The sequence below is a fragment of the Rhizobium sp. Root482 genome (assembly GCF_001426565.1).
GTDB lineage: Bacteria > Pseudomonadota > Alphaproteobacteria > Rhizobiales > Rhizobiaceae > Pararhizobium.
The window spans coordinates 63,565-82,148 of the sequence record NZ_LMFA01000002.1; the positions used below are offsets into that span (position 1 = coordinate 63,565).

The following is an 18,584-nucleotide window of genomic DNA, read 5'->3' on the forward strand; positions in this document are numbered from 1 at the left end:
GGCGCACGCGGCACGAAGGTTCTCCTTAACGTGAGCCGGTGCGCGGAATAGTGTCTGTAAGGCTCGGGCTGTTTGCAGCTACAGCCTAGGCCTGATCCCTGTCGTCGTCGGTTTTAAAGAAACTATCGATGGCCTTGCGCTCATATTCCTGCACCATGCTCAGGGCGACATTGTTGTCGTTGCCGTCGAGCGAGGCGTTGACCCGGTCTGGACCGTCCGAGCCGACGATGCGGTCGGTGACCATGCTTTCGGCGATGCCGACGCCATTGCCCTTGGCCATGACATTGCCGATCTGCTCGGCCATCATGCTTTTCCAGATGTCGCCGGACGTGCCCTTGCCGTAGACTTCCTCGCTTTCGGTGGGCAGCATCGATTTCACGAAATTCTGCAGCACCATCGCTTCGAACTTGCGGTAGGTTTCCGGAATCTGCTTGGCTTCGGCGCGGTTGTTGATGTCGCCGAGGCTGTTGGTCGGGCTATCCTGGTTGAGGACCGCGACCGTATTGGCAAAGCCGCTGCCATTCTCGGCAAGGCTCGTGGCCTGGAAAGCGGCGCGATTGGCCTTCAACCGTGCCTGCGCTTCCTGTACCTCGGCCGGATCGGCGGCGCGCACGACATCCAGCACCAGGTCGCTTGGAGGGGAAATGGCCATTGCTGTATCCTCTCGTCACGAAGCAAAAGCGTGAAACGCCATGGATAACTTCGTGTTTTCAGTGTCTTGACAGGGAGGAGCGGACGCAGATGGCGACCATTCCGAAGCCGCACTATGACCCGCCAACCTTACCGGAAGCTGGTGACTTGCCCACCACATGCTGATCGACAAGGTCGTAAATGGCGTCATCGGCCTCGGCCCGGTCCTCCAGGACACGGGCATCCTTCATGTTTTCCTCCAGCCGGTCGCCCTTTGCCCTTTCTTTCAGGACGCGAGTTTCATGGACCTGCTGGATGCCGTGCAGCATCTGGTCCTTCTGCGCGAGCCGGCCGAGCTGCGAGGCATAGTGACCGGAAAACATCGCATGCAGCGGGCTCGCGGACCCCATCGCATCGGCCACCACGTCGATGGTTTCGGCCAGGTCGCGGCGCTGGCGCGCGGTTTCGGCCAGTTCGCTTTCCGCCATCTGCTCGAGATGCCGCTGGACGGCGACGAGACGTTTGAGTTTTTCGGATCGGCTTTTCATGGCGGATCAGCCTCCCTGCATGACCGTGCCGAAGCCATCGGCAAACAGCTTGAGCATCGCGGCAATGCCGAGATAGAGAAGAAACATGCCGCCCATGATGAGATAGGGCAAGGAGATGAAGTATAGCGGCATTTGCGGCGCCAGCTTGTTGACCATGCCGATGGCGAGGTTGAACAGGAGGCCGTAGATGAGGAAGGGGCTGGCCAGCCGCAGCATGATGTAGAAGGTCGTTTCCAGCGAATTCGTCAGGGTGATCAGCACGCCCTGCGGATCGAAGCCGACGCCGAGCGGCATGACCTTGTAGGAATCGACGAGGCTCGACAGGATCACATGGTGGAAGTCGAGCATGAAAAGGACCATCAGCCCGGCAAAGCTGATCAGGTTGGTCAGCTGATTCTCGGCCGTATCTTCCAGCACGTCGGCGGTTGGCGGAGCGTTGAAGCCCATCATCATGGTGATGATCGTTCCGGCGAACTGCAGGCCGAGCACATAATAGCGCGCGATCAGCCCGATCACCCCGCCGATGACCGTTTCCGTGGCGACGATATAGATATAGGTGTGGCCCTTGCCGGATATCTGCGGATAGATCTCGTTCCACATGATCGGCAGGATGGCCATGGAGACCGCCACGGCGACGAAGAGACGGATCTGCACGGACACGCGCGCCGTCGAAAATCCCGGCATGACCATGATGCAGGCACCGATCCGGCAGAATGCGGCAAACAATGCCAGCACCGTGCCTTCCGGATCGGTGATCATGAAATCGCGCCGATGATCTTTATCTCGAGGCCCTTGGCAAGCTCGACATGGCTGAGAACCGGCAATGTGGCAAACAGGCGCTCGATGATCATGCGCACATAAGAGCGGGATTCGGGCGAACTTACCAGCACGAACGGCATGCCGCGGTCGAGATGTTCACGGATAACCTTGGTCGCCTGCTCGCTGAATTCCTCCAGATGACGGGGATCGATGTCGAACTCGACGACTTCGCCCTTGGCGTCGCGCTTCAGCGCCTGGTGGAAAACCATGTCCCACTTGTTGCCGAGGCGAAGCACCCGCAGCGTGCCGTTGTCGGCAAGATCGCCGCAAAGCTGCTGCGACATGCGTACGCGCACATGCTCGACGATCTGCTCGGTCTTGCGGACATGCGGCGCGAGCTCCGCCACGGCTTCGAGGATCAGGTGCAGGTTGCGGATCGAGACGCGCTCGGCAAGGAGCAGCTTCAGCACGGCCTGCAGGCCCGAATAGGACATATGCGAGGTGCAGATTTCGTCCGCCAGCTTGCGGTATTCGGGATCGAGACGCTCGATCAGGATCTTCACATCCTTGTAGGACAGAAGCTGCGGCAGGTTGTTGCGGATCACCTCGGAAAGATGCGTCAGCACCACCGAGACATTGTCGATCGGATGGAAGCCTTCGCGCTTCAGGTCTTCGGTGAAGGTTTCGAGGATCGAGACGGCCGGCATGCCGAAGGCGGGTTCGCGGATATCGTCGCCCGGAACGCTCGGCTTGCGGCCGCCGCCGGTGACCACGATGACCTCGCCGACCCGCACCGTGTTGGACGCGATCGTCGTGCCGTGGACGCGGATATGATAGGCCTTGTCCGGAATGCCGATATCGTCCGTCACCTTGATCTCTGGCACGATCAGGCCGTACTGGCCGGCAAACTTGCGGCGCATCTTGCCGACGCGGAAGGCCAGTTCCTGATGGGCGCCGAGAAGGCGGGTGGAGACCTGCTTGCCGAGCAGCAGCTCGATTTCGGCCGTCTTCAAAACGGACTTGACCGAATCCTTCTCGCTGTCGGTCTTCTGTTGCGCCACATGCTGGTCCTGCTCGCGCTTCATCTTGTTGGCCGCTTCGAGCTTGCGCGGGATCACCCAGCCGAGAAAGGCCATGCCGCCGCCGAGAACGGCGAAGGGGAAGAATGGCAGGCCCGGCATCAGCGCCAGCATGAGAATCAGGCCGGCAGCCACCAGAAGCGCGCGCGGATAGGCGCCCAACTGGCTGACGACCGCTTGGTCCGTCGAGCCGGAAGTGCCGCCGCGCGACACGAGCAGGCCGGCACCGAGCGAAACGATCAGGGCCGGGATCTGCGACACGAGCCCGTCGCCGACCGACAGCTTGACGAAGACATCCGCTGCCTCGCCGATCGACATGCCATGACGGACATAACCGATGATGATGCCGCCGAAGATGTTGATCGCGGTGATCAGCAGGCCGGCAATGGCATCGCCGCGCACGAATTTCGAGGCACCGTCCATCGAGCCGAAGAAGGAGCTTTCCTCCTCGAGCTCCCGACGCCGATGCTGCGCTTCCTTCTCGTCGATCATGCCGGCCGAAAGGTCGGCGTCGATCGACATCTGCTTGCCGGGGATCGCGTCCAGGGTGAAGCGGGCGCCGACCTCGGCGATACGCGTCGCGCCCTTGGTGATGACGATGAAATTGACGGTGATCAGGATGAGAAAGACGATCAGGCCGATAACGAAATCGCCGCCCATGACCAGTTCGGCAAATCCGGCGATCACCCCACCCGCCGCATCATGGCCCTGGTGGCCGTGCGAAAGGATGACGCGCGTCGTGGCGATATTGAGCGCCAGGCGCGTCATCGTCGAGATCAGAAGAATGACGGGGAAGGACGAGAAATCGAGCGGCCGCTGGATCCACAGCGCCACCATCAGGATCAGCACGGAGAATGCGATGGAAAAGGCAAGGCCGATATCGATCAGAAAGGGAGGGATCGGCAGAAAGAGGATCGACAGGATCATCACGACGCCGAGCGCGAAGCCAATATCGCGGCCCTTGGGCGAGACTTTCGGAATGATCAATGCAGCAGTCTGTGCCATCGGAATGTCCGTCTCTTCATGAGAGGCGGGCAGCATTCATACCTGCTGCCCAAACTAGGGGCAGGCCTAGCGCACCAAGCTTGCGCGAAGGTGGCATCCTGGCGGAGAAGGGATGGCAGGACTTTTTGATACGACAGCCGCCGGCGCCTCCATGACGCACGCAGCCGTCAGAAGCCGCTCTGGATGCGGGAAAAGACGATGTCGGTAAAAATCGAAATCTGCGCGCCGACGAAGGAGGCCGAAAGGGCGATCGTCACCAGCACGGCAAGGATCTTCGGCACGAAGGTCAGGGTCATTTCCTGAACCTGGGTCAGCGCCTGGATCAGCGCAATGAGCACGCCGACGACCATAGCGGCGATAACGGCAGGCCCCGACGCGACGACAACCGTCCAGATCGCCGCCTGCACGATATCCAGGGCATCCGCCTCATTCATAAGCGATCACTTTATGGTGACACCCGGTCCCACGACAAGCTCCTTGCCGCTATCAAGCACCGCGATGATTCCATCCGAATATAGCTTCACTTCCTTGACCACGCCAGTCGTCTTGCCATCGGCGCTCGTTACGGTCTTGCCGATGACGGCATTGGCTTCGCTGAGCGACGTGCGCTGCAGGAGGCTTTCCAGGTTGGTGTTGGTCTTGATCGTCTGCTCGACCTGCGAGAAGGTCGCGAGCTGGGCGATCTGCTGGGTCGAATCCATCGGCTCGGTCGGATCCTGGTTCTTCATCTGAGCGACCAGCAGCTTCAGGAAGCTGTCATAGTTGAGATCGGCCGAAGCCTTGTCCGTGCCCGACTGGGCAGCGTTGGTCGTTGGAATGTATCCCGTCGAATTGACGCCACTTACCGCCATGGTGCGATCTCCTTGCGAATCTGCTCGATCGTTGCCGGGGTGATTTCCTGGCTGTTCAGGATGCGGTCCTCGATGGGATAGAGGCCGCGGATCGCCTTCAGGGCATCGAAGGCGCGGCCCTGGGTCACCATGCCGTCGATGCGGCGCAGTTCCGAGATGACCTCTTCGTTCTTGAAGCAATTGAGAAGCATGACAACCGACTTGCGGAACATGTTGGTCGATTGCTCGGCGCCTTCCGGGTTGATCAGGATCATCTGGGCGATGAAGTAGAGCTGCTTCAGCGGCGTCGTGGCTTCTTCGGGCTGCAGGACATGGTTTTCGAGCAGGAAGGTGACGTCGTTCAGGAACTCCACGGCCACTTTGCGATCGACACGCAGCACTGCCCCGTTGACAAAGATCCGTTCGCCCGACTTCAGCGAGATACGCAGTGTGCTTTTCATTTTAGTCCATCCCTGATGATGGTTGTGATGTCGATAATGCCCTGGAAGTTCGAGGATTCGCGTTTGCGAATCTTTTCCGTCTCGCCCAGAATCCAGATGGCTATGGAGATAAGGTTGGCGCGCAATTCGTCGTTCAGCTGGTTGTCCGATGCGCGCAGGTCCTCGATGAACCGGATCCAGACCCGTCGCGTATAGTAGATTGCCTCGATGGCCTCGCGGGAATAGCCCTTCTGCTGCTTTGCGGCTGCCAGGAGCGCAATGGAGCGGTCGAGCACCTGCCGCTCCCGATCCTTGGAGTCGGCAACACCGTCCTCCATGATCTCGGCGTATGAAAACTGATACATTCAGACATCCTTCATGTTTGTCCTGGTCCTCACCGCATCAGAGGAAATTTATCAAACTCAACTGCTGAAGCCGCGAGGTCAGCGTGTAGGAGGTTTCGAGCTGCGTCTGCAGGGTCTTCAGCTGAACCGAAGCGGCGAAGGCGTCGATCCCTTCGAGATCCAACTGATGCGCCTTCATGATCTTGGTCTGGGCCTCGATCGAGGTATTGGCCTTCTTGACGCGCTCCTGGGAAAGACCGAGCGAGCTTTGCGAGCCGATCAGCCCCGTCACCGCCTCGCCCATGTAGCCGACCGCCCTTTCCGTGACGACGGCACGCACGGAATCGCTGAGACTGACGCTCAGAAGCTCCGCGGAAATCACGCTTGCCAGGGCAAATTTCCGCATGCCTTCGGTATTGGCATTGGTCGAACTCTGGATGACCTCGTTGGCGCTGATGCGGCTCGTCATGTTCTGGCTCGAGGAGTTGGACCAGTCGGTCCAGCTGGAGCCGGGCGCCGAAGGATCCTCGAACATCGGTGCCAGCGTGTTCTCGATGAAATCCGTCATCTGCGCTTCGGTGAACTGGGCCACCGAGGTCAAGGGCGGCACCTGCGCCGGCTGTGCCGCGATGAACGTGCCAAGGGCAGCGTCATAGGAGGCCTTGGCCGGGGACGTCGGCGTGTAGGCGACAAAGGGCTCGACATCCGTGTTGATGCCGGAGAACAGATATTCGCCGTTCAGCGAGGTATTGGCAGCCGAGGTAAAGGCGGTGATCGAAGCCTTCGTCTGGTCTTGGGCGATCTTCAGGAGATCGCCGGTATTGTTGTCACGGAAGGCAAGCAAAGAGGTCAGCGACTTCTGGGCGGCCTCCTGCATCGCCTTCAGGGCTTCCTGGGATCCCGAAAGCCTCTGGTTGACGATGGAATTGGTGTCCTTCAGCGTCGCCAGCCGGTCAATCTGGGAAGTGATGTTGACGGAGCGGGAGGTCGAGGATCCGAGGGCCAAGCCATAATCGGCATGAACACCGGTCGCCACTTCGTCATTCAGTTTCATCATTTCGAGCTGACCACGCTGGATGGTCAGGCGCATGGCGTTCTGGATCGCCAGGTTGGAAACGAAGGACGTTTTCATGATTTACCTCACAGCTGCAAGAAGGGCGGCCATCATGGCGTCCACCGTACTGACAAGTTTGGCCGAAGCCTTGTAGGATTGTTCGAGGTCGAGCAGCTGCGACAATTCCTCGTCGAGACTGACGCCGGTGACATTGCCCAGGGCTTCCCCCGTGCGCGACAGCAAGGCAGTCTTGTTGTCGCTGGCGGTCGATGCCGTGCTTCTCTGCTCTTCCAGCCAGCCGATCGAGGACGAGGCAAAATCAAGGATGCTGCTTGTGCCGTCGAGCTCGGTGCCGGGATCGAAGGCGATCGGGTTGCCGAGCGCCGTCACGAAACCGTCGAGAAGGGCGGTATAGCCGGAGCTGTCGTCCGTGTTCGATTTATAGGCCGGGCCGTTGAAGCCGCCGTCGCGCACGAGCGTCGGATTGCCGGCCGCCAGCGGATTGACCGCGAGCGAGGCGGCCATGCCGGGAACGATGGTCCCTGCCGCCGGAACAGTGGTGCCCGACCAGACGAAGAGCCCGGGCCGTGCTCCGGTGGCCGGCGTGGTATCTTCTTGGAACAGGGTCACCAGGCCACGGGCGATTTCGTCGAGCTGCTCCTGGAATTTCGGCGCGGTGGTATCACGCAACTGAAGCAGGCTCGAAAGCTTGCCTTCGCCGGACGTGTTGGCGCCGGTGCCGGGCTTCAGCGGTACGCCATCGACATAGATCGCATTACCGGCAGTGGTGGCGCCGAAGCCGGGGGTCGCCGTAAACGTTACGCTGCGCGCGGTGTTTTCGAACAGGACCGTGCCATCAGACGTATAGATGACGGTGTCGTTGTTGGCGCGGGTCACCGTGGAAATGCCGACGATGTCGGAAATCTGGCGCAGAAGCTTGTCACGCTGGTCGAGCGTATCGCTTGCATCCGTGCCGCTGGCCGTGGCGCTCTGGACCGCGGCATTGGCATTTTCGAAATCGGCCAGGAGACTGTTCAGCGTCTTGACCGAGGCGTCGATTTCCTTGTCGGCCTGATAGCGCACGTCCTGGACAGAAGCCGATGTCTTGCTCAACGACTTTGCGAGATCCGCCGCGCTCGATACGGTCGTGGCCGCAATGGACGTATTGCCGGGCGTCGAGGCGAATGTCTGGAGGCTGTCGCGAAACAGCTTCAGGTAATTCGACGGCGACGTTTCATAGCCATTGCCGCCCAGCGCCGATTTTATGGTTTCCAGGCCGGTCAGAAGAGTCTGCTGGGCCGAGGACTGCGAAATACTGATGGTATGCTGGCGCATCAGCGCGTCGTTCTGGGCGCGCTGGATGGAGACGATCTGCGCCCCGTTGCCGCTCGTGCCCAGCATTGCCATGCGACGGGAATAATCCGCATTGCTGACATTGGAGATATTCTTCGAAATAAGGGCCGTCTGGGCCGCCGTATTGTTGAATATCGTCTGGGCAGTGTTGATGGCTGATGACAGCGACATGACGCAGACCGTACCTTTTCAATTACCGCTTCAGGTTTACCAATACGTCCAGCAGGTCGGCACCCGTCTGAAACACCTTGGAGTTGGCCGTGTAGCTACGCTGGGATTCGATCATCGCCGTCAGTTCGTTGGCGATATCGACATTGGAACCTTCGAGAGCGCCGGACTGAATGCTGCCGAAATCTCCCGATCCGGCAAAGCCGGTGATGATGACGCCGGAATCCACGCCCTGCGAATAGACATTGCCCGACTGGGGAACGAGATTGTCCGGGCTCTGGACGCTGGCGAGCGCCACGCGGTAACGCGGGTCGAGATCGCCGTTCTCGTACTTGACGTAGACGATGCCCGTATCGTCGATCTGGTAGCCGGCCACCTTGCTCGGTGCGTTGCCATCGATCTTGCCGCCATCGGGATTGAACTTGTAGCCGAGCTGCGTGGTTTTGGTAAGGTCGATTTCCAAGGACGCCAGCTCCGCGCCGGTACCAGCCAGAGGACTGATCGCCGCCCCGTCTACCGTCACCGACGTATCCGAGCTAGCCGCCAGACTTCCGTCAGCATTGAACTCAAGATTTGCCGTTCCCAGCGAGGTGGACGTCGCCCGGTCGACGACTTCCACCGTCCATGTGTTATCGGCGGTCTTCGTGTAGGTGAAATCAAGCAGCCTCGAATTGCCCTGGCTGTCGAACACGCTGAGCGATGTGGTCGAGGGAGGGGTCGTACCGACGACATCCGCAGAATTGAGATTCGCTCCCATGCTGCCGGCGGTCGAGCCCTTGGCAACAAGACCATCGGAGGCGAGATTGACCTTCGTCAAGCCGTCAAATCCGTTGACGACAACCGTCGGATCGACACCTTCCTGATATTCGTAGCCCATCAGGGTGTAGCCGGCCGAATTGACCAGGTCGCCATTGCCGTTCGGCGTGAAGGCGCCGGCGCGGGTGAGGACATTGTTGCCGTTGGCGCCGGAAACAATGAAGAAGCCCCCACCGTTGATGGCCAAGTCGGTGCCGGAGGTCGTGTAGGTGGTCGGACCCTGTTCGGAAATGCTGTAACGGATCTTCGTTTCGACGCCGCCCGAATTATAGGCTCCGTTGCTTGTCGGCAGGATCAGTGAGGAGAACTCCGTCGATGCCCGCTTGTAGCCGGTGGTGTTGGCGTTGGCGATGTTCTCGGCGACCGTACCCAGACGGTTCGCCTGGGCGTTCATGCCCGAACCGCCCGTTCTCATCATTCCGTATAGACTCATGTCCGATCCTCGTTTTCGTCGTTGAGCAAGACTATGAAATGGGCCTTGCGTGAACCTGTCTTGAAGCGGCGGATCGGATGCCTGATCAGGAATTCCAGTCGATGCAGTAACCGAGGAAACGCTTGGAATCGATCGGATCGAAGCCGAGCCGCTTGCGCAGCTTCTTGCGCAGCTTGCTGATATGGCTTTCGACGACATTCTCTTCGACGTCCTCGTCGAAAATGCCATAGATGGCGTTGAAGATCTGCGACTTGGAAACGCGGCGACCGCGGTTGGAGACCAAATATTCGAGAATGCGCCGCTCGCGCCGCGGCAGAGCGAAAACCTCGCCCTGAACCTCGGGATCGCGACCATCGGAAAAGACCCTGATCGGGCCGATATCGGTGAAATTGGTCAGGGCAGTCAGGCGCCGGCGGATCGCTGCCGCACGCGCCAGAATCTCCCTGGGATGGACGGGCTTGCGCACCACATCATCGACGCCGCAGTCGAAGAACGCCAGTGTCGTTTCAAGCGAGGGGCTGTCGCTGATGGCAATAACCGGCGCCCTGGAACGGTCCCGGATGGCACGCGGCAGGCTCATGGCCTTCTCGCCCTGGCCGATCAGGAACGCCTCGACAGCATCGATATCGCTGTCGGCGGCCGTTGAAACCCAGTCGCCAAACTCATTTGGATCGAACCCGGTAGAGGGCACGCCCTCCCGTCCGAACAGTGAAGTATATCCGTCTTTCACGAGCTCACGCTCATCAACCACTACGATCATTCGTCCGCCTCCGAATCAGTATGGTGCCTTAATGACCAACTGATACGAATCGGCAGATTCTGGGACAACTATGGGAACTTACTGGCTGAAATTAATAGTAGATTAAGAATTCCATGCCGATTTGATCTATATCTAGTGGGTACCTTGACGGCAGGCACAAAAAATCATGTGGAAACGTTAATAGACAATTAAGAATGTGCTTGAGTTCATTTTCTGGCCACACGAACCGGAAAGACAGCGCCGAGCGGAGGAATTTGCACATTAACGCCTAGGTTGTGCTACCGACAAAACTCCGTGGCGTTCGGCGTCCACTTTCCGTAGCCCGTGGCAACCAGGTTGGCGATCACCCTGCATACATATTTCTTCTGCGCGGGATCATTGTTGGGGCCAGCGTGATAGCGCGCGACGGCCATTGTCCAGGTTTCATGCCTGGCACGGAGATTGGAGAGGAAACGGGCGGCATATTCGACGTTCTTTTTCGGGTCGAGCATCTCGCCCGGCGAAGCGAAATTCTCGCCGTGGAAATGATAGTTGATCTGCATGCAGCCAAGGTCGATCAGCTTGGCGCCTTCGGCGCGGGCAGCTGCAAAGTGCTGCAGCACATCTTCGGCGCTGCTGGCGAAATAGGACTTGCCCTCGATATTCATGGCGAAGGGCTGAAGCGATCCCTTGCGGCCCGTTTCCGTCAAGCCGACGGAATAGAGGATGCCGGCCGGCACCTGATATTTCGCCGCCGCCGCCGTGATTTCGCTTTCGCAAACGCCGGTGCTTGCCTGCGCGCTACATATAGACGTCGCCAGCGCGATTATGCTCAGCGGCAGAAGATGCGTCCCCGATCGCCTCATTGCCCGTCCACCTTTCGCGGCCCTGTTGCTGGCTGCCATTGTCATTGCGTTGCCCCCTGCCCTGTCCCGGGCCATCGCCGGCCGCTTCACGGCCCTGCTGGCTGGCCTGCGGCTGCTGGCCGCTATTGCTGGCGGAGGAATCCGGAGCGTTGTAAATGACATTGACCTGATCGACGGCAAAGCCCTGAGCGCGCAGCGCCTTGATTATTTCGTTCTGGTCGTCGCTCAGTTGCCGGAATGCGTCGCCGGTCTCGACCTTGAGTTCGACATGCAGTTCGTCGCCCTTCAGGCGCATGGTGGCTGTCACCATGCCGAGGTCGATCGGGTGCATCTGGATTTTCAGCGTATTGAGAACCTTGCCGGTATGGGCTTCGCCTGGAGCGGTGGGCGCGGCAGCACCCGATTGCAATACGCCGTTCCATTCCGGATTGGCGGCAATCTGGCTGGTAATGGCCGATGCATTTCCGACCGGCGCGAGGCCGAGATAGCGGCGCGCCTCCAGCACGGTGACCGTTTCCGCCTTCGCATTGGAGGTGGACGCATCGTTCTTCACGTCCGCCCTGTCGCCTTTCGAAGCGAGGCTCATGGATACAGCCTGGCCCTTGCCGTCGGCCCGCGCAAAACGGAACAGCTGGGAAGAGCCGGCCTCAGTGGCGTTATCGATCGCCGTCGCATCACTTGCCGGCGTTGCCGCAGATTGCGTCTTTGCCTTGTCCTTCAAATCCGCAGCGGTTTTACCGACCTGTTCGGCAAGAGACTGGAAAGCGGATGCCGTCGGCGTGTCGGAGTGAGCAGGAGCGCGCGCGGCGGTCTTCTCGGAGGTCGAGGCGAGAAGGGAGAGAACCTGGCTGACATCCGTGGGGTCCGTGCCCGTACCGGCCGCCGGACCGGCTTGTGCGGCGGCATCGGCATCCTCTTCACCCTTACCCCTATCGCCGGTCCTTGAAGACTGCGTCTTGCCATCCTTCAGCAAAGCCGCCACCTTTTCGCCGTTCAACTCGGTCACGGCCTGCCCCGCATCCGCAAATGCTTCCGCCCCGATGCCACGAAGGCCGCTGGAAGGCACGGGCATCCGCCCGTCCCTGGACTTTGCTTCGGCAGCGAGCCGCATGCCGTTTTCATTCGGCAGATCGCTTGCCGCATGATGCCGGACCGGCGGCACATCCCGGTCGATGTTGGTCGCGCCGGCATCGCCCTCGTTCAAGGAGCGCATCTTCACGCCCGCCTGATCATCCTCGACGGCGGAAACGGTGACCAACGGGCCGAGATCAGTCTCGCGCGCACCCTTGGTTTCGGTTCCCATCGCATTCCCCGAGAGCCGTCCAGTTGCGTTCGAATAGGAGGCGGAATCCGCGTTCAATTTGGCGCTGATCGTATTGCCGTCCTGTTGGGTTTTCTTGCCCGCATCGGCGAAAGCGCTCTGGAATGCCGAGCGCTGGTCAGCGGCGGCACCCTTGTCGTTCATCTTGTGCGCGGAACCGGATTTGGCCGAGCGTATCGAGGCATTGCCGGGAAGAGTGTCGTCCACGAATGTCATTTGTCTTCCTCCTCCAGCAGCGAATCGATCTCGCCAAGCTTTGAACGACCCGCATCCAGAAATGCCTCCAGAGCCGGATCGGGGCTTGCTGCGGCAGGTGCCGCCGCCTCGCCTCCCGCCGCGACCTCAGATATCGCTTCCGGCGCCGGCATGGCGAAGGGGCTTTCGCCGCTTCCCGTCCCAGCGGCGACATCTTCCGCTACCGTCTCTGAAACGGGTTTAGAAACAGTCGCTTGCGCCAGGCTGTCCGGCTCGGGCCGCCGCAGCACCTCCTGCGCGACAACTTCCGCCGCCCGGCGCAGCGCCCGGTCTCGTGGCGAAAGAGCCTCCTCGGGAATGGCGCTGATCTCCTCTACGGCTTCGAGAATGCCCTTGGAAGGAATGTTGACCAGGCCGGAATAGAGGTTGGCCAGGGCCGGGCCGGCCTCCGTCCCGTCCGACAGGGCAGCCGCCCGTTCGGAAGCGAGCCTTGCAAGCGATTGCATGCCGCCGATCGCCGCGCGGCGGGCAATGCGCAGATAGACTTCGCGCTGCCGGGGGCTGTCCATGAAGCTCAGGATTTCCTGGATCCTGTCTTCGGTCGTTTCGCTATAATTGACAACCGCCAACTCGACAAAGGCGTCCGCGAACTGGCTTGCATAGGGAGACGCCAGAAACCGCCGGGCATAGGCGAGCGAATAATCGAAACCCTTTTCCGGAAGGCCGCCGCGCGTTGCCAGCGCAATCGACCGCCGCAGGGCGGCCTCTTCGATATTGGTGCCGGGGGCTACCAGGCGGGCCCAATCATAGTATTTCAGGGCAGCGGCTGGGCTTTGCATCGCAATGGCATTGCCGGCCGTGAGATGAAGATAGGGGCCGATCCTCGAATTGCGGTATTCCGGTATTGTCTTCTCCAGGCTTTCGACCATCAGGCCGCCCTTGCCGGCCAGGTAATGATTGAGCGCATCGACGACGCGGCTGTCGAAATTGCCCTCGATATCCCGGTTTGCCAGATAGACCAGCGTTTCGGGATTCCCGCCGCTCATCGCGTAGATGAAGGCGGCATCGGCATTTCGCGGATCGTTGAAGATGGACGGATCGGCGGTCCGCAGGCTCCTGTCGATCGCGGCCAGCATGAAGCGCTGCATCTCGGCGGCTGAATGATCGCCGAGGACGATCGAATCCTGGATATATTGCAGCGACCGCAGCATCTTGTAAGGCGGCAGGTTCTCCAGATCGTCGGCATGGGCGCCGGGCGCGAAAAACGGCGCAAGGGCGCCGGCGCAGAGGAGAAGGGTGCGGATCGCCTTCAGCATCGCTTTCAACCCCGGCCTGTCTGCAGGAGAATTTCGATGCGCCGGTTGGCCGGAGCCAGCGGGTCGTTGGGAACCTGCAGGCGCTTGTCGGCAAAGCCGCTGATCTGGCTGACCCGCGCTTCGGCGAGCCCGCCGCGAAGGAGCATGTAATAGGCGCTCTGGGCGCGGTCGGACGAGAGCCGCCAATTGTCGTAGGCACCGCGCTTGAAGGGTCGTCCGTCGGTGTGGCCGCGAATGGCGATCGCGCCCTTGCGGCTCGCCAGAAGCTTGCCGATCTTCTCCATGGCGACGACCATTTCCTTTTGCGGCACGGCCGAGCCGATGTTGAACATCGGTGCATCGCCCTGCTCGCTGATCGTCACCAGCAGGCCGCCCTCTGTGGGCGTGACGAGCAGTCCCTCGGCCAGCTTTCCAGCGGAACCGCCAATTTCCTTTTCGATCTCGGCCTTCAGCGCCTTGGCGGCATCCTCGTCCGCCTTTGCCGGAACCGGCGCTACGTCGTCCTTCTTGAGCGCGAGGCCGGAGGGATTTTCGGAGGTCTCAGGCTGCTTGCCGGAAGCCTCGCTCGGAGCGTCACCGGCCTTGGCCTCGAGTATCTCTTTCCCCTTCTCGGCATCCTGCAGTTCGACCTGCTTCGTCCAGAAATCCGGGTCGAAAGGGTCGCGATAGGCTTCGCCGCCCTCGGCTCCGGTCGCCGGACCGGATGTGGAGGCGCCACCGTCGCCCTTGGCGCTGATATTGGCCTGGCGACCGACCTCGTTGGCGATTTCCGACAGGACGGAATAGGGATTTTCGAAGAAGTCCGCGTCCGAATATTGCGTTTCCTCGCCGGACGTGGCCGACACGTCGTCGCCGCTCTTTGCGGAGCCGCCGGTCTTGGCCTGGGTGCCATCGACCTTCGACTTCATCTGGTCGTGTTCGCCCTTCGCATCCTTGGCCGGCTGCTTGACGCCCTTTTCCGAAGGTTTCTCGTCGGCAAGCTGGACCGGATTGAAATAGGAGGCGAGCGCCGCCTTGGTCTGCGGATTGGCCGCATTGATCAGCCACATCACAAGAAAGAACGCCATCATCGCCGTCATGAAATCGGCATAGGCGATCTTCCAGGCACCGCCGTGATGACCGTCATGGCGGCCGCCATGGCGTTTGATGATGATGATCTCGTTCTTGCCGTGGTGATGGCCGTCGTTCTCGTTCATGCCAGCACCTTGCCTACATTATCCGCCCAGGCGGCCAGTCGCGTCACCAGGATGCTGTCGCCGAATTCGACCGACAGGTCGATATCGTCGGTTTCCTGATGACGGAAAACCAGCGTTTCGTCGTCGAGGTGACGCTTCAGCGCCTCGAACAGCGCCAAGGGGCCCTTGACCGTGATCCGGCAGCCCTCGCCGGCACCGATGGAATGGGTGATCATCCGCGCCAAGTCGCTGAGCGCCTTCTCTCGCAGGGTCGCATCCATGACCGGCGCCAGAACGCGCGCGGTCTGGTCGGCAATCATCGCGGCAAGCTGCGAGCCGGTATCGCAGAAGCGATCATAGATCATTGCGGCAATCTCGTTTTCGCAGCGCGTCCGCATCGCTTCCAGCTCTGCGGCGTGGCGGACTTCCAGCGCGGCAATCTCATCCGCCTGCGCGGCCAGCAGTTCGGCTTGGGCTTCGCGACGCCCTTCCTCGAAAGCCTCGCGGCGCTCCGCCTCGATATCGATCTTCGGCTCGGACGGCTCTCTCATGGCAAATGCACCAATGCCCGGCTCGTCATCGTTGAGGTCCGGAAAATATTTCGGCGGAACGCGCGAGAGATCGATCCTCGGCGCACTGAAATCCTTGAGATAACGGGAGATGGAAGCGCTCATGAGAGGCCTCGCGGTGCACAGGTCATCGGTGCGACCGGCATCTTCGCCTGGGTCGAGCCCAATCGCCGGCTTTCGAGCCTGAAATCAAATGACTGTGACACTTCCGGAAGTCTCCTTCAGGACCCGTCGGCGCTGGAGTGCCGCATGGCCCGGACATTTTCAATCCGTATCGGCGCGCGCCGGGGTAACCGGCGGAAGCGGACCGCATACAACGGCAGCACGATATTCATATCGGCTGGCAGCCGTGACGAGAATGGCTGCGGTTGGAGACTATCGGGTCAAACTTGCGCGAAAATGTAGGGTGTTGGACCGCGCTCGGGCAATTAGCGCGGTCCAACCGTTTCCACCATGCCGATGACCGGCGGCATGGTGGAATGCCTGCGCGCCCCTCGAAAGGAGTTGGCGCGCCTGGAAGAGAGACGGGACCGGCTTCTTGCCCACCGGTCCGTCACGTGCCGGCCTATGGCTGGAACAGGCGCAGGATGTTTTCCGAATTGGTATTGGCGATCGACAGCGCCTGGATGCCGAGCTGCTGCTGCGTCTGCAGGGCCTTCAGGCGAGTCGATTCCTCGTTCATGTCGGCATCGACGAGGCGTCCGACGCCCTTGTCGATCACGTCCATGAGATTGGCGACGAAGTTTTCCTGCATGTCGATACGGCTGGTGATGGCGCCCAGCGTCGAGGCGGCGTCTGTCAGGTTGCTCAACAACGCATCGACTGCGCTGATCATGCCCTCGATATTGTCGTCGGTGGTGGTGGTGGTCAGCGTGATCAGAGTGGAACCACTCGGCGCGGTGCCGCCGGCGGCAAGAATGAGGTGGTAGGTGGCATTTGCAGTTGTTGTACCGCTCGGCTGAACGACCGCGATGCCCTTGGTCAGCTGTCCGAGCGACGCGTTCTTGGTGTCGATCAGGATCGAAGCTGCCGTGTTGTAGTCGAGCGTCGAAACGGAAACGGTGCCGTTGGTGGCGCGATTGAAGGAGGCGACGATGGACTTGGTTCCCGCCGGCGTGGTGCTCGAATTATAAAGCCAGTTCTCGCCGGAGAAGGACGCCGATTCAGCAGCCGATGCGAGCTGGTTCTTGAGCTCGGTCAGTTCCTTGTTGATCTTGGTCTTGTCGACGCCCGGCTCGCGCGCTGCGACAAGCTTGGCTTTGATTTCGGAAACGACGTCGATGGCCGAACTCATGCCGGCATAGGAGGTGTCGACCTTCGCCGCGCCCAGCCCGAGCGCGTCCTGAACGGTCGACAAGGCTGCATTGTCGGAGCGCATCGTCGTGGCGATCGACCAATAGGCGGCGTTGTCCGCCGCGGTCTCGACGCGGTAGCCGGAGGAAATGCGGTTCTGCACCTCTTCCATGTTGCTATTGATCGAACGCAATGTCTGGAGAGCGGCCATAGCGGCCGAATTGGTCAAAATGCTGGTCATGGTCATTGCCCCAGTTCGGAATTTAAACGGAACATTCCGGATCGATAACCGGCAGCGACGGGACCAGCGTCATGCAAACTGCCCCATGTTTAGCCCAAGGACAGCCTATCGCTCTTAACGAACACTTAACGACGATATGGTTAACAAACCATTAAGGGGCTTTACAAGTCGGTAATCAAAATGAACGAAAATAAATCTCGATTGCCAAAACATTAACGCGCGCCGCCGGGGCTGCGGTAAAACGCAAAACCGCGCCCCTTTCGAGGCGCGGTCTGGAAGGCTTCCGGCGGCTGACGATCGTCGCCACCGGCTTTTGGCTTGCCTGGTCCGATTAACGGAACAGCGACAGGATGTTTTCCGAGTTGGAGTTGGCAATCGACAGCGACTGGATGCCGAGCTGCTGCTGCGTCTGCAGAGCCTTCAGGCGGGTCGATTCCTCGTTCATGTCGGCATCGACGAGGCGGCCGACGCCCTTGTCGATCACATCCATCAGGTCGGCCATGAAGTCGTCCTGTCGCGGCGGCATCCGTCAGGCTGGTCAGCATTGCGTCAACGGCGCTGATCATGCCCTCGATGTTGTCGTCGGTGGTCGTTGCCGTCAGCGCGATCAGGGTCGAGCCGGTCGGTGCCGTACCGCCTGCAGCAAGGATCAGGTGGTAGGTGGCGTTTGCCGTGGTGGCGGCAGTTGCGCCGTTCGGCTGAGCGACGGCCACTGCCTTGGTCAGCTGACCATTGGCGGAGTTCTTGGTGTCGATCAGGACCGAGGTCGAAGCGTCGAAGGAGAGAACGCCGACGGAAACGCTACCGGAAGCCGAACGGGTGAACGAGCCGACCATTTCCTTGGTGCCGATCGCCGTCGCCGTGTCGTTGTAGAGCCAGTTTTCACCGGAGAACGAAGCCGACTGCGCCGTCGAAACCAGCTGGTTCTTGAGCTCGGTCAGTTCCTTGTTGATCTTGGTCTTGTCAACGCCCGGTTCGCGAGCGGCAACCAGCTTGGCCTTGATTTCGGAAATGACGTCGATGGCATTGTCGAGACCGGTATAGGCCGTGTCCGTCTTGGCAGCGCCGAGACCGAGAGCGTCCTGAACCGTCGAAAGGGCCTTGTTGTCGGACTTCATGGTCGTTGCGATCGACCAGTAAGCAGCGTTGTCGGCGGCGGTTTCGACGCGAAGGCCGGAGGAGACGCGACCCTGGGTCGTTTCCATGCCGTCATTGATCGAACGCAGCGTCGAAAGAGCTGCCATTGCAGCCGAATTGGTGAGAATGCTCGTCATAGTGAAACTGCCCCTTTTGAACAGGTGAAAATGGAAGGGACATTCCGGTCGTTACCGGGAAACAGCAGCCAGCCTCATGCCTGCTAACGCGTTAAATTTCTTGGTTAACCCGCTGTTTCGATGGGCATAGAAAACA

General features: G+C 60.4%; 18 protein-coding genes and 1 pseudogene. All 19 read right to left on the minus strand.

Going from position 1 to position 18,584, the window contains the following annotated elements:
• Positions 1–85: 85 nt before the first annotated feature.
• Positions 86–652 carry a rod-binding protein gene (locus ASD31_RS03595; RefSeq protein ID WP_056329518.1) on the minus strand — a complete coding sequence of 189 codons (567 nt, stop codon included), beginning with the start codon at positions 650–652 and terminating at the stop codon, positions 86–88.
• Positions 653–764: 112 nt separating this feature from the next.
• Entirely contained in the window at positions 765–1,178 is a 414-nt protein-coding gene (locus ASD31_RS03600; protein ID WP_056329521.1) for a hypothetical protein, read from the minus strand.
• Positions 1,179–1,184: 6 nt separating this feature from the next.
• Complete coding sequence (gene fliR / locus ASD31_RS03605) at positions 1,185–1,937, minus strand: flagellar biosynthetic protein FliR (RefSeq protein ID WP_056329523.1); 753 nt, start codon at positions 1,935–1,937, stop codon at positions 1,185–1,187.
• On the minus strand, positions 1,934–4,021 hold the full coding sequence (gene flhA, locus ASD31_RS03610) for a flagellar biosynthesis protein FlhA (protein ID WP_056329733.1): 2,088 nt from the start codon (positions 4,019–4,021) through the stop codon (positions 1,934–1,936). The genes fliR and flhA overlap by 4 nt, the downstream gene beginning before the upstream one ends.
• Before the next feature lie 167 nt (positions 4,022–4,188).
• Positions 4,189–4,455 carry a flagellar biosynthesis protein FliQ gene (fliQ, locus tag ASD31_RS03615; RefSeq protein ID WP_056329526.1) on the minus strand — a complete coding sequence of 89 codons (267 nt, stop codon included), beginning with the start codon at positions 4,453–4,455 and terminating at the stop codon, positions 4,189–4,191.
• A gap of 6 nt (positions 4,456–4,461) precedes the next feature.
• Positions 4,462–4,872 carry a flagellar hook assembly protein FlgD gene (gene flgD, locus ASD31_RS03620; RefSeq protein ID WP_056329528.1) on the minus strand — a complete coding sequence of 137 codons (411 nt, stop codon included), beginning with the start codon at positions 4,870–4,872 and terminating at the stop codon, positions 4,462–4,464.
• Positions 4,863–5,312 (minus strand): flagellar biosynthesis repressor FlbT, encoded by a 450-nt coding sequence (flbT, locus tag ASD31_RS03625; protein WP_056329531.1) that lies wholly within the window; start codon positions 5,310–5,312, stop codon positions 4,863–4,865. Before flbT ends, flgD begins: the two co-directional genes overlap by 10 nt.
• Complete coding sequence (gene flaF / locus ASD31_RS03630; protein WP_018324193.1) at positions 5,309–5,656, minus strand: flagellar biosynthesis regulator FlaF; 348 nt, start codon at positions 5,654–5,656, stop codon at positions 5,309–5,311. Before flaF ends, flbT begins: the two co-directional genes overlap by 4 nt.
• Positions 5,657–5,693: 37 nt before the next feature.
• A complete protein-coding gene (locus tag ASD31_RS03635) occupies positions 5,694–6,767 on the minus strand; it encodes a flagellar hook-associated family protein (RefSeq protein WP_056329535.1) in 1,074 nt (357 codons plus the stop codon).
• A 3-nt stretch (positions 6,768–6,770) separates the two neighbouring features.
• Positions 6,771–8,213 carry a flagellar hook-associated protein FlgK gene (gene flgK / locus ASD31_RS03640; protein ID WP_056329537.1) on the minus strand — a complete coding sequence of 481 codons (1,443 nt, stop codon included), beginning with the start codon at positions 8,211–8,213 and terminating at the stop codon, positions 6,771–6,773.
• Between the two features lie 22 nt (positions 8,214–8,235).
• Complete coding sequence (locus ASD31_RS03645; RefSeq protein ID WP_056329540.1) at positions 8,236–9,459, minus strand: flagellar hook protein FlgE; 1,224 nt, start codon at positions 9,457–9,459, stop codon at positions 8,236–8,238.
• An 85-nt stretch (positions 9,460–9,544) separates the two neighbouring features.
• The gene (rem, locus tag ASD31_RS03650) at positions 9,545–10,219 is read right to left on the minus strand and encodes a transcriptional activator Rem (RefSeq protein WP_056329543.1); all 675 of its coding nucleotides are present in this window, start codon (positions 10,217–10,219) and stop codon (positions 9,545–9,547) included.
• Positions 10,220–10,497: 278 nt separating this feature from the next.
• On the minus strand, positions 10,498–11,064 hold the full coding sequence (locus ASD31_RS03655; protein ID WP_056329545.1) for a transglycosylase SLT domain-containing protein: 567 nt from the start codon (positions 11,062–11,064) through the stop codon (positions 10,498–10,500).
• Positions 11,000–12,601: a flagellar hook-length control protein FliK gene (locus ASD31_RS03660; protein WP_056329548.1), complete on the minus strand. Its 1,602-nt coding sequence runs from the start codon at positions 12,599–12,601 to the stop codon at positions 11,000–11,002. Before ASD31_RS03660 ends, ASD31_RS03655 begins: the two co-directional genes overlap by 65 nt.
• The gene (gene motC, locus ASD31_RS03665; RefSeq protein ID WP_056329549.1) at positions 12,598–13,896 is read right to left on the minus strand and encodes a chemotaxis protein MotC; all 1,299 of its coding nucleotides are present in this window, start codon (positions 13,894–13,896) and stop codon (positions 12,598–12,600) included. Before motC ends, ASD31_RS03660 begins: the two co-directional genes overlap by 4 nt.
• A 5-nt stretch (positions 13,897–13,901) precedes the next feature.
• Positions 13,902–15,092 (minus strand): flagellar motor protein MotB, encoded by a 1,191-nt coding sequence (locus ASD31_RS03670; RefSeq protein WP_056329553.1) that lies wholly within the window; start codon positions 15,090–15,092, stop codon positions 13,902–13,904.
• Positions 15,089–15,745: a hypothetical protein gene (locus ASD31_RS03675; protein WP_056329556.1), complete on the minus strand. Its 657-nt coding sequence runs from the start codon at positions 15,743–15,745 to the stop codon at positions 15,089–15,091. Before ASD31_RS03675 ends, ASD31_RS03670 begins: the two co-directional genes overlap by 4 nt.
• A gap of 460 nt (positions 15,746–16,205) precedes the next feature.
• Positions 16,206–17,174 (minus strand): flagellin, encoded by a 969-nt coding sequence (locus ASD31_RS03680; protein WP_056329736.1) that lies wholly within the window; start codon positions 17,172–17,174, stop codon positions 16,206–16,208.
• A 331-nt stretch (positions 17,175–17,505) separates the two neighbouring features.
• Positions 17,506–18,448 (minus strand): annotated as a pseudogene (locus ASD31_RS03685) (flagellin).
• Between the last annotated feature and the right edge of the window lie 136 nt (positions 18,449–18,584).

What these genes read in the sequence shown, in the direction of transcription:
- ASD31_RS03595 (WP_056329518.1), bottom strand. Translation starts at nt 652, where the DNA reads ATGGCCATTTCCCCTCCAAGCGACCTGGTGCTGGATGTCGTGCGCGCC.
- ASD31_RS03600 (WP_056329521.1), bottom strand. Translation starts at nt 1,178, where the DNA reads ATGAAAAGCCGATCCGAAAAACTCAAACGTCTCGTCGCCGTCCAGCGG.
- fliR (WP_056329523.1), bottom strand. Translation starts at nt 1,937, where the DNA reads ATGATCACCGATCCGGAAGGCACGGTGCTGGCATTGTTTGCCGCATTC.
- flhA (WP_056329733.1), bottom strand. Translation starts at nt 4,021, where the DNA reads ATGGCACAGACTGCTGCATTGATCATTCCGAAAGTCTCGCCCAAGGGC.
- fliQ (WP_056329526.1), bottom strand. Translation starts at nt 4,455, where the DNA reads ATGAATGAGGCGGATGCCCTGGATATCGTGCAGGCGGCGATCTGGACG.
- flgD (WP_056329528.1), bottom strand. Translation starts at nt 4,872, where the DNA reads ATGGCGGTAAGTGGCGTCAATTCGACGGGATACATTCCAACGACCAAC.
- flbT (WP_056329531.1), bottom strand. Translation starts at nt 5,312, where the DNA reads ATGAAAAGCACACTGCGTATCTCGCTGAAGTCGGGCGAACGGATCTTT.
- flaF (WP_018324193.1), bottom strand. Translation starts at nt 5,656, where the DNA reads ATGTATCAGTTTTCATACGCCGAGATCATGGAGGACGGTGTTGCCGAC.
- ASD31_RS03635 (WP_056329535.1), bottom strand. Translation starts at nt 6,767, where the DNA reads ATGAAAACGTCCTTCGTTTCCAACCTGGCGATCCAGAACGCCATGCGC.
- flgK (WP_056329537.1), bottom strand. Translation starts at nt 8,213, where the DNA reads ATGTCGCTGTCATCAGCCATCAACACTGCCCAGACGATATTCAACAAT.
- ASD31_RS03645 (WP_056329540.1), bottom strand. Translation starts at nt 9,459, where the DNA reads ATGAGTCTATACGGAATGATGAGAACGGGCGGTTCGGGCATGAACGCC.
- rem (WP_056329543.1), bottom strand. Translation starts at nt 10,219, where the DNA reads ATGATCGTAGTGGTTGATGAGCGTGAGCTCGTGAAAGACGGATATACT.
- ASD31_RS03655 (WP_056329545.1), bottom strand. Translation starts at nt 11,064, where the DNA reads ATGAGGCGATCGGGGACGCATCTTCTGCCGCTGAGCATAATCGCGCTG.
- ASD31_RS03660 (WP_056329548.1), bottom strand. Translation starts at nt 12,601, where the DNA reads ATGACATTCGTGGACGACACTCTTCCCGGCAATGCCTCGATACGCTCG.
- motC (WP_056329549.1), bottom strand. Translation starts at nt 13,896, where the DNA reads ATGCTGAAGGCGATCCGCACCCTTCTCCTCTGCGCCGGCGCCCTTGCG.
- ASD31_RS03670 (WP_056329553.1), bottom strand. Translation starts at nt 15,092, where the DNA reads ATGAACGAGAACGACGGCCATCACCACGGCAAGAACGAGATCATCATC.
- ASD31_RS03675 (WP_056329556.1), bottom strand. Translation starts at nt 15,745, where the DNA reads ATGAGCGCTTCCATCTCCCGTTATCTCAAGGATTTCAGTGCGCCGAGG.
- ASD31_RS03680 (WP_056329736.1), bottom strand. Translation starts at nt 17,174, where the DNA reads ATGACCAGCATTTTGACCAATTCGGCCGCTATGGCCGCTCTCCAGACA.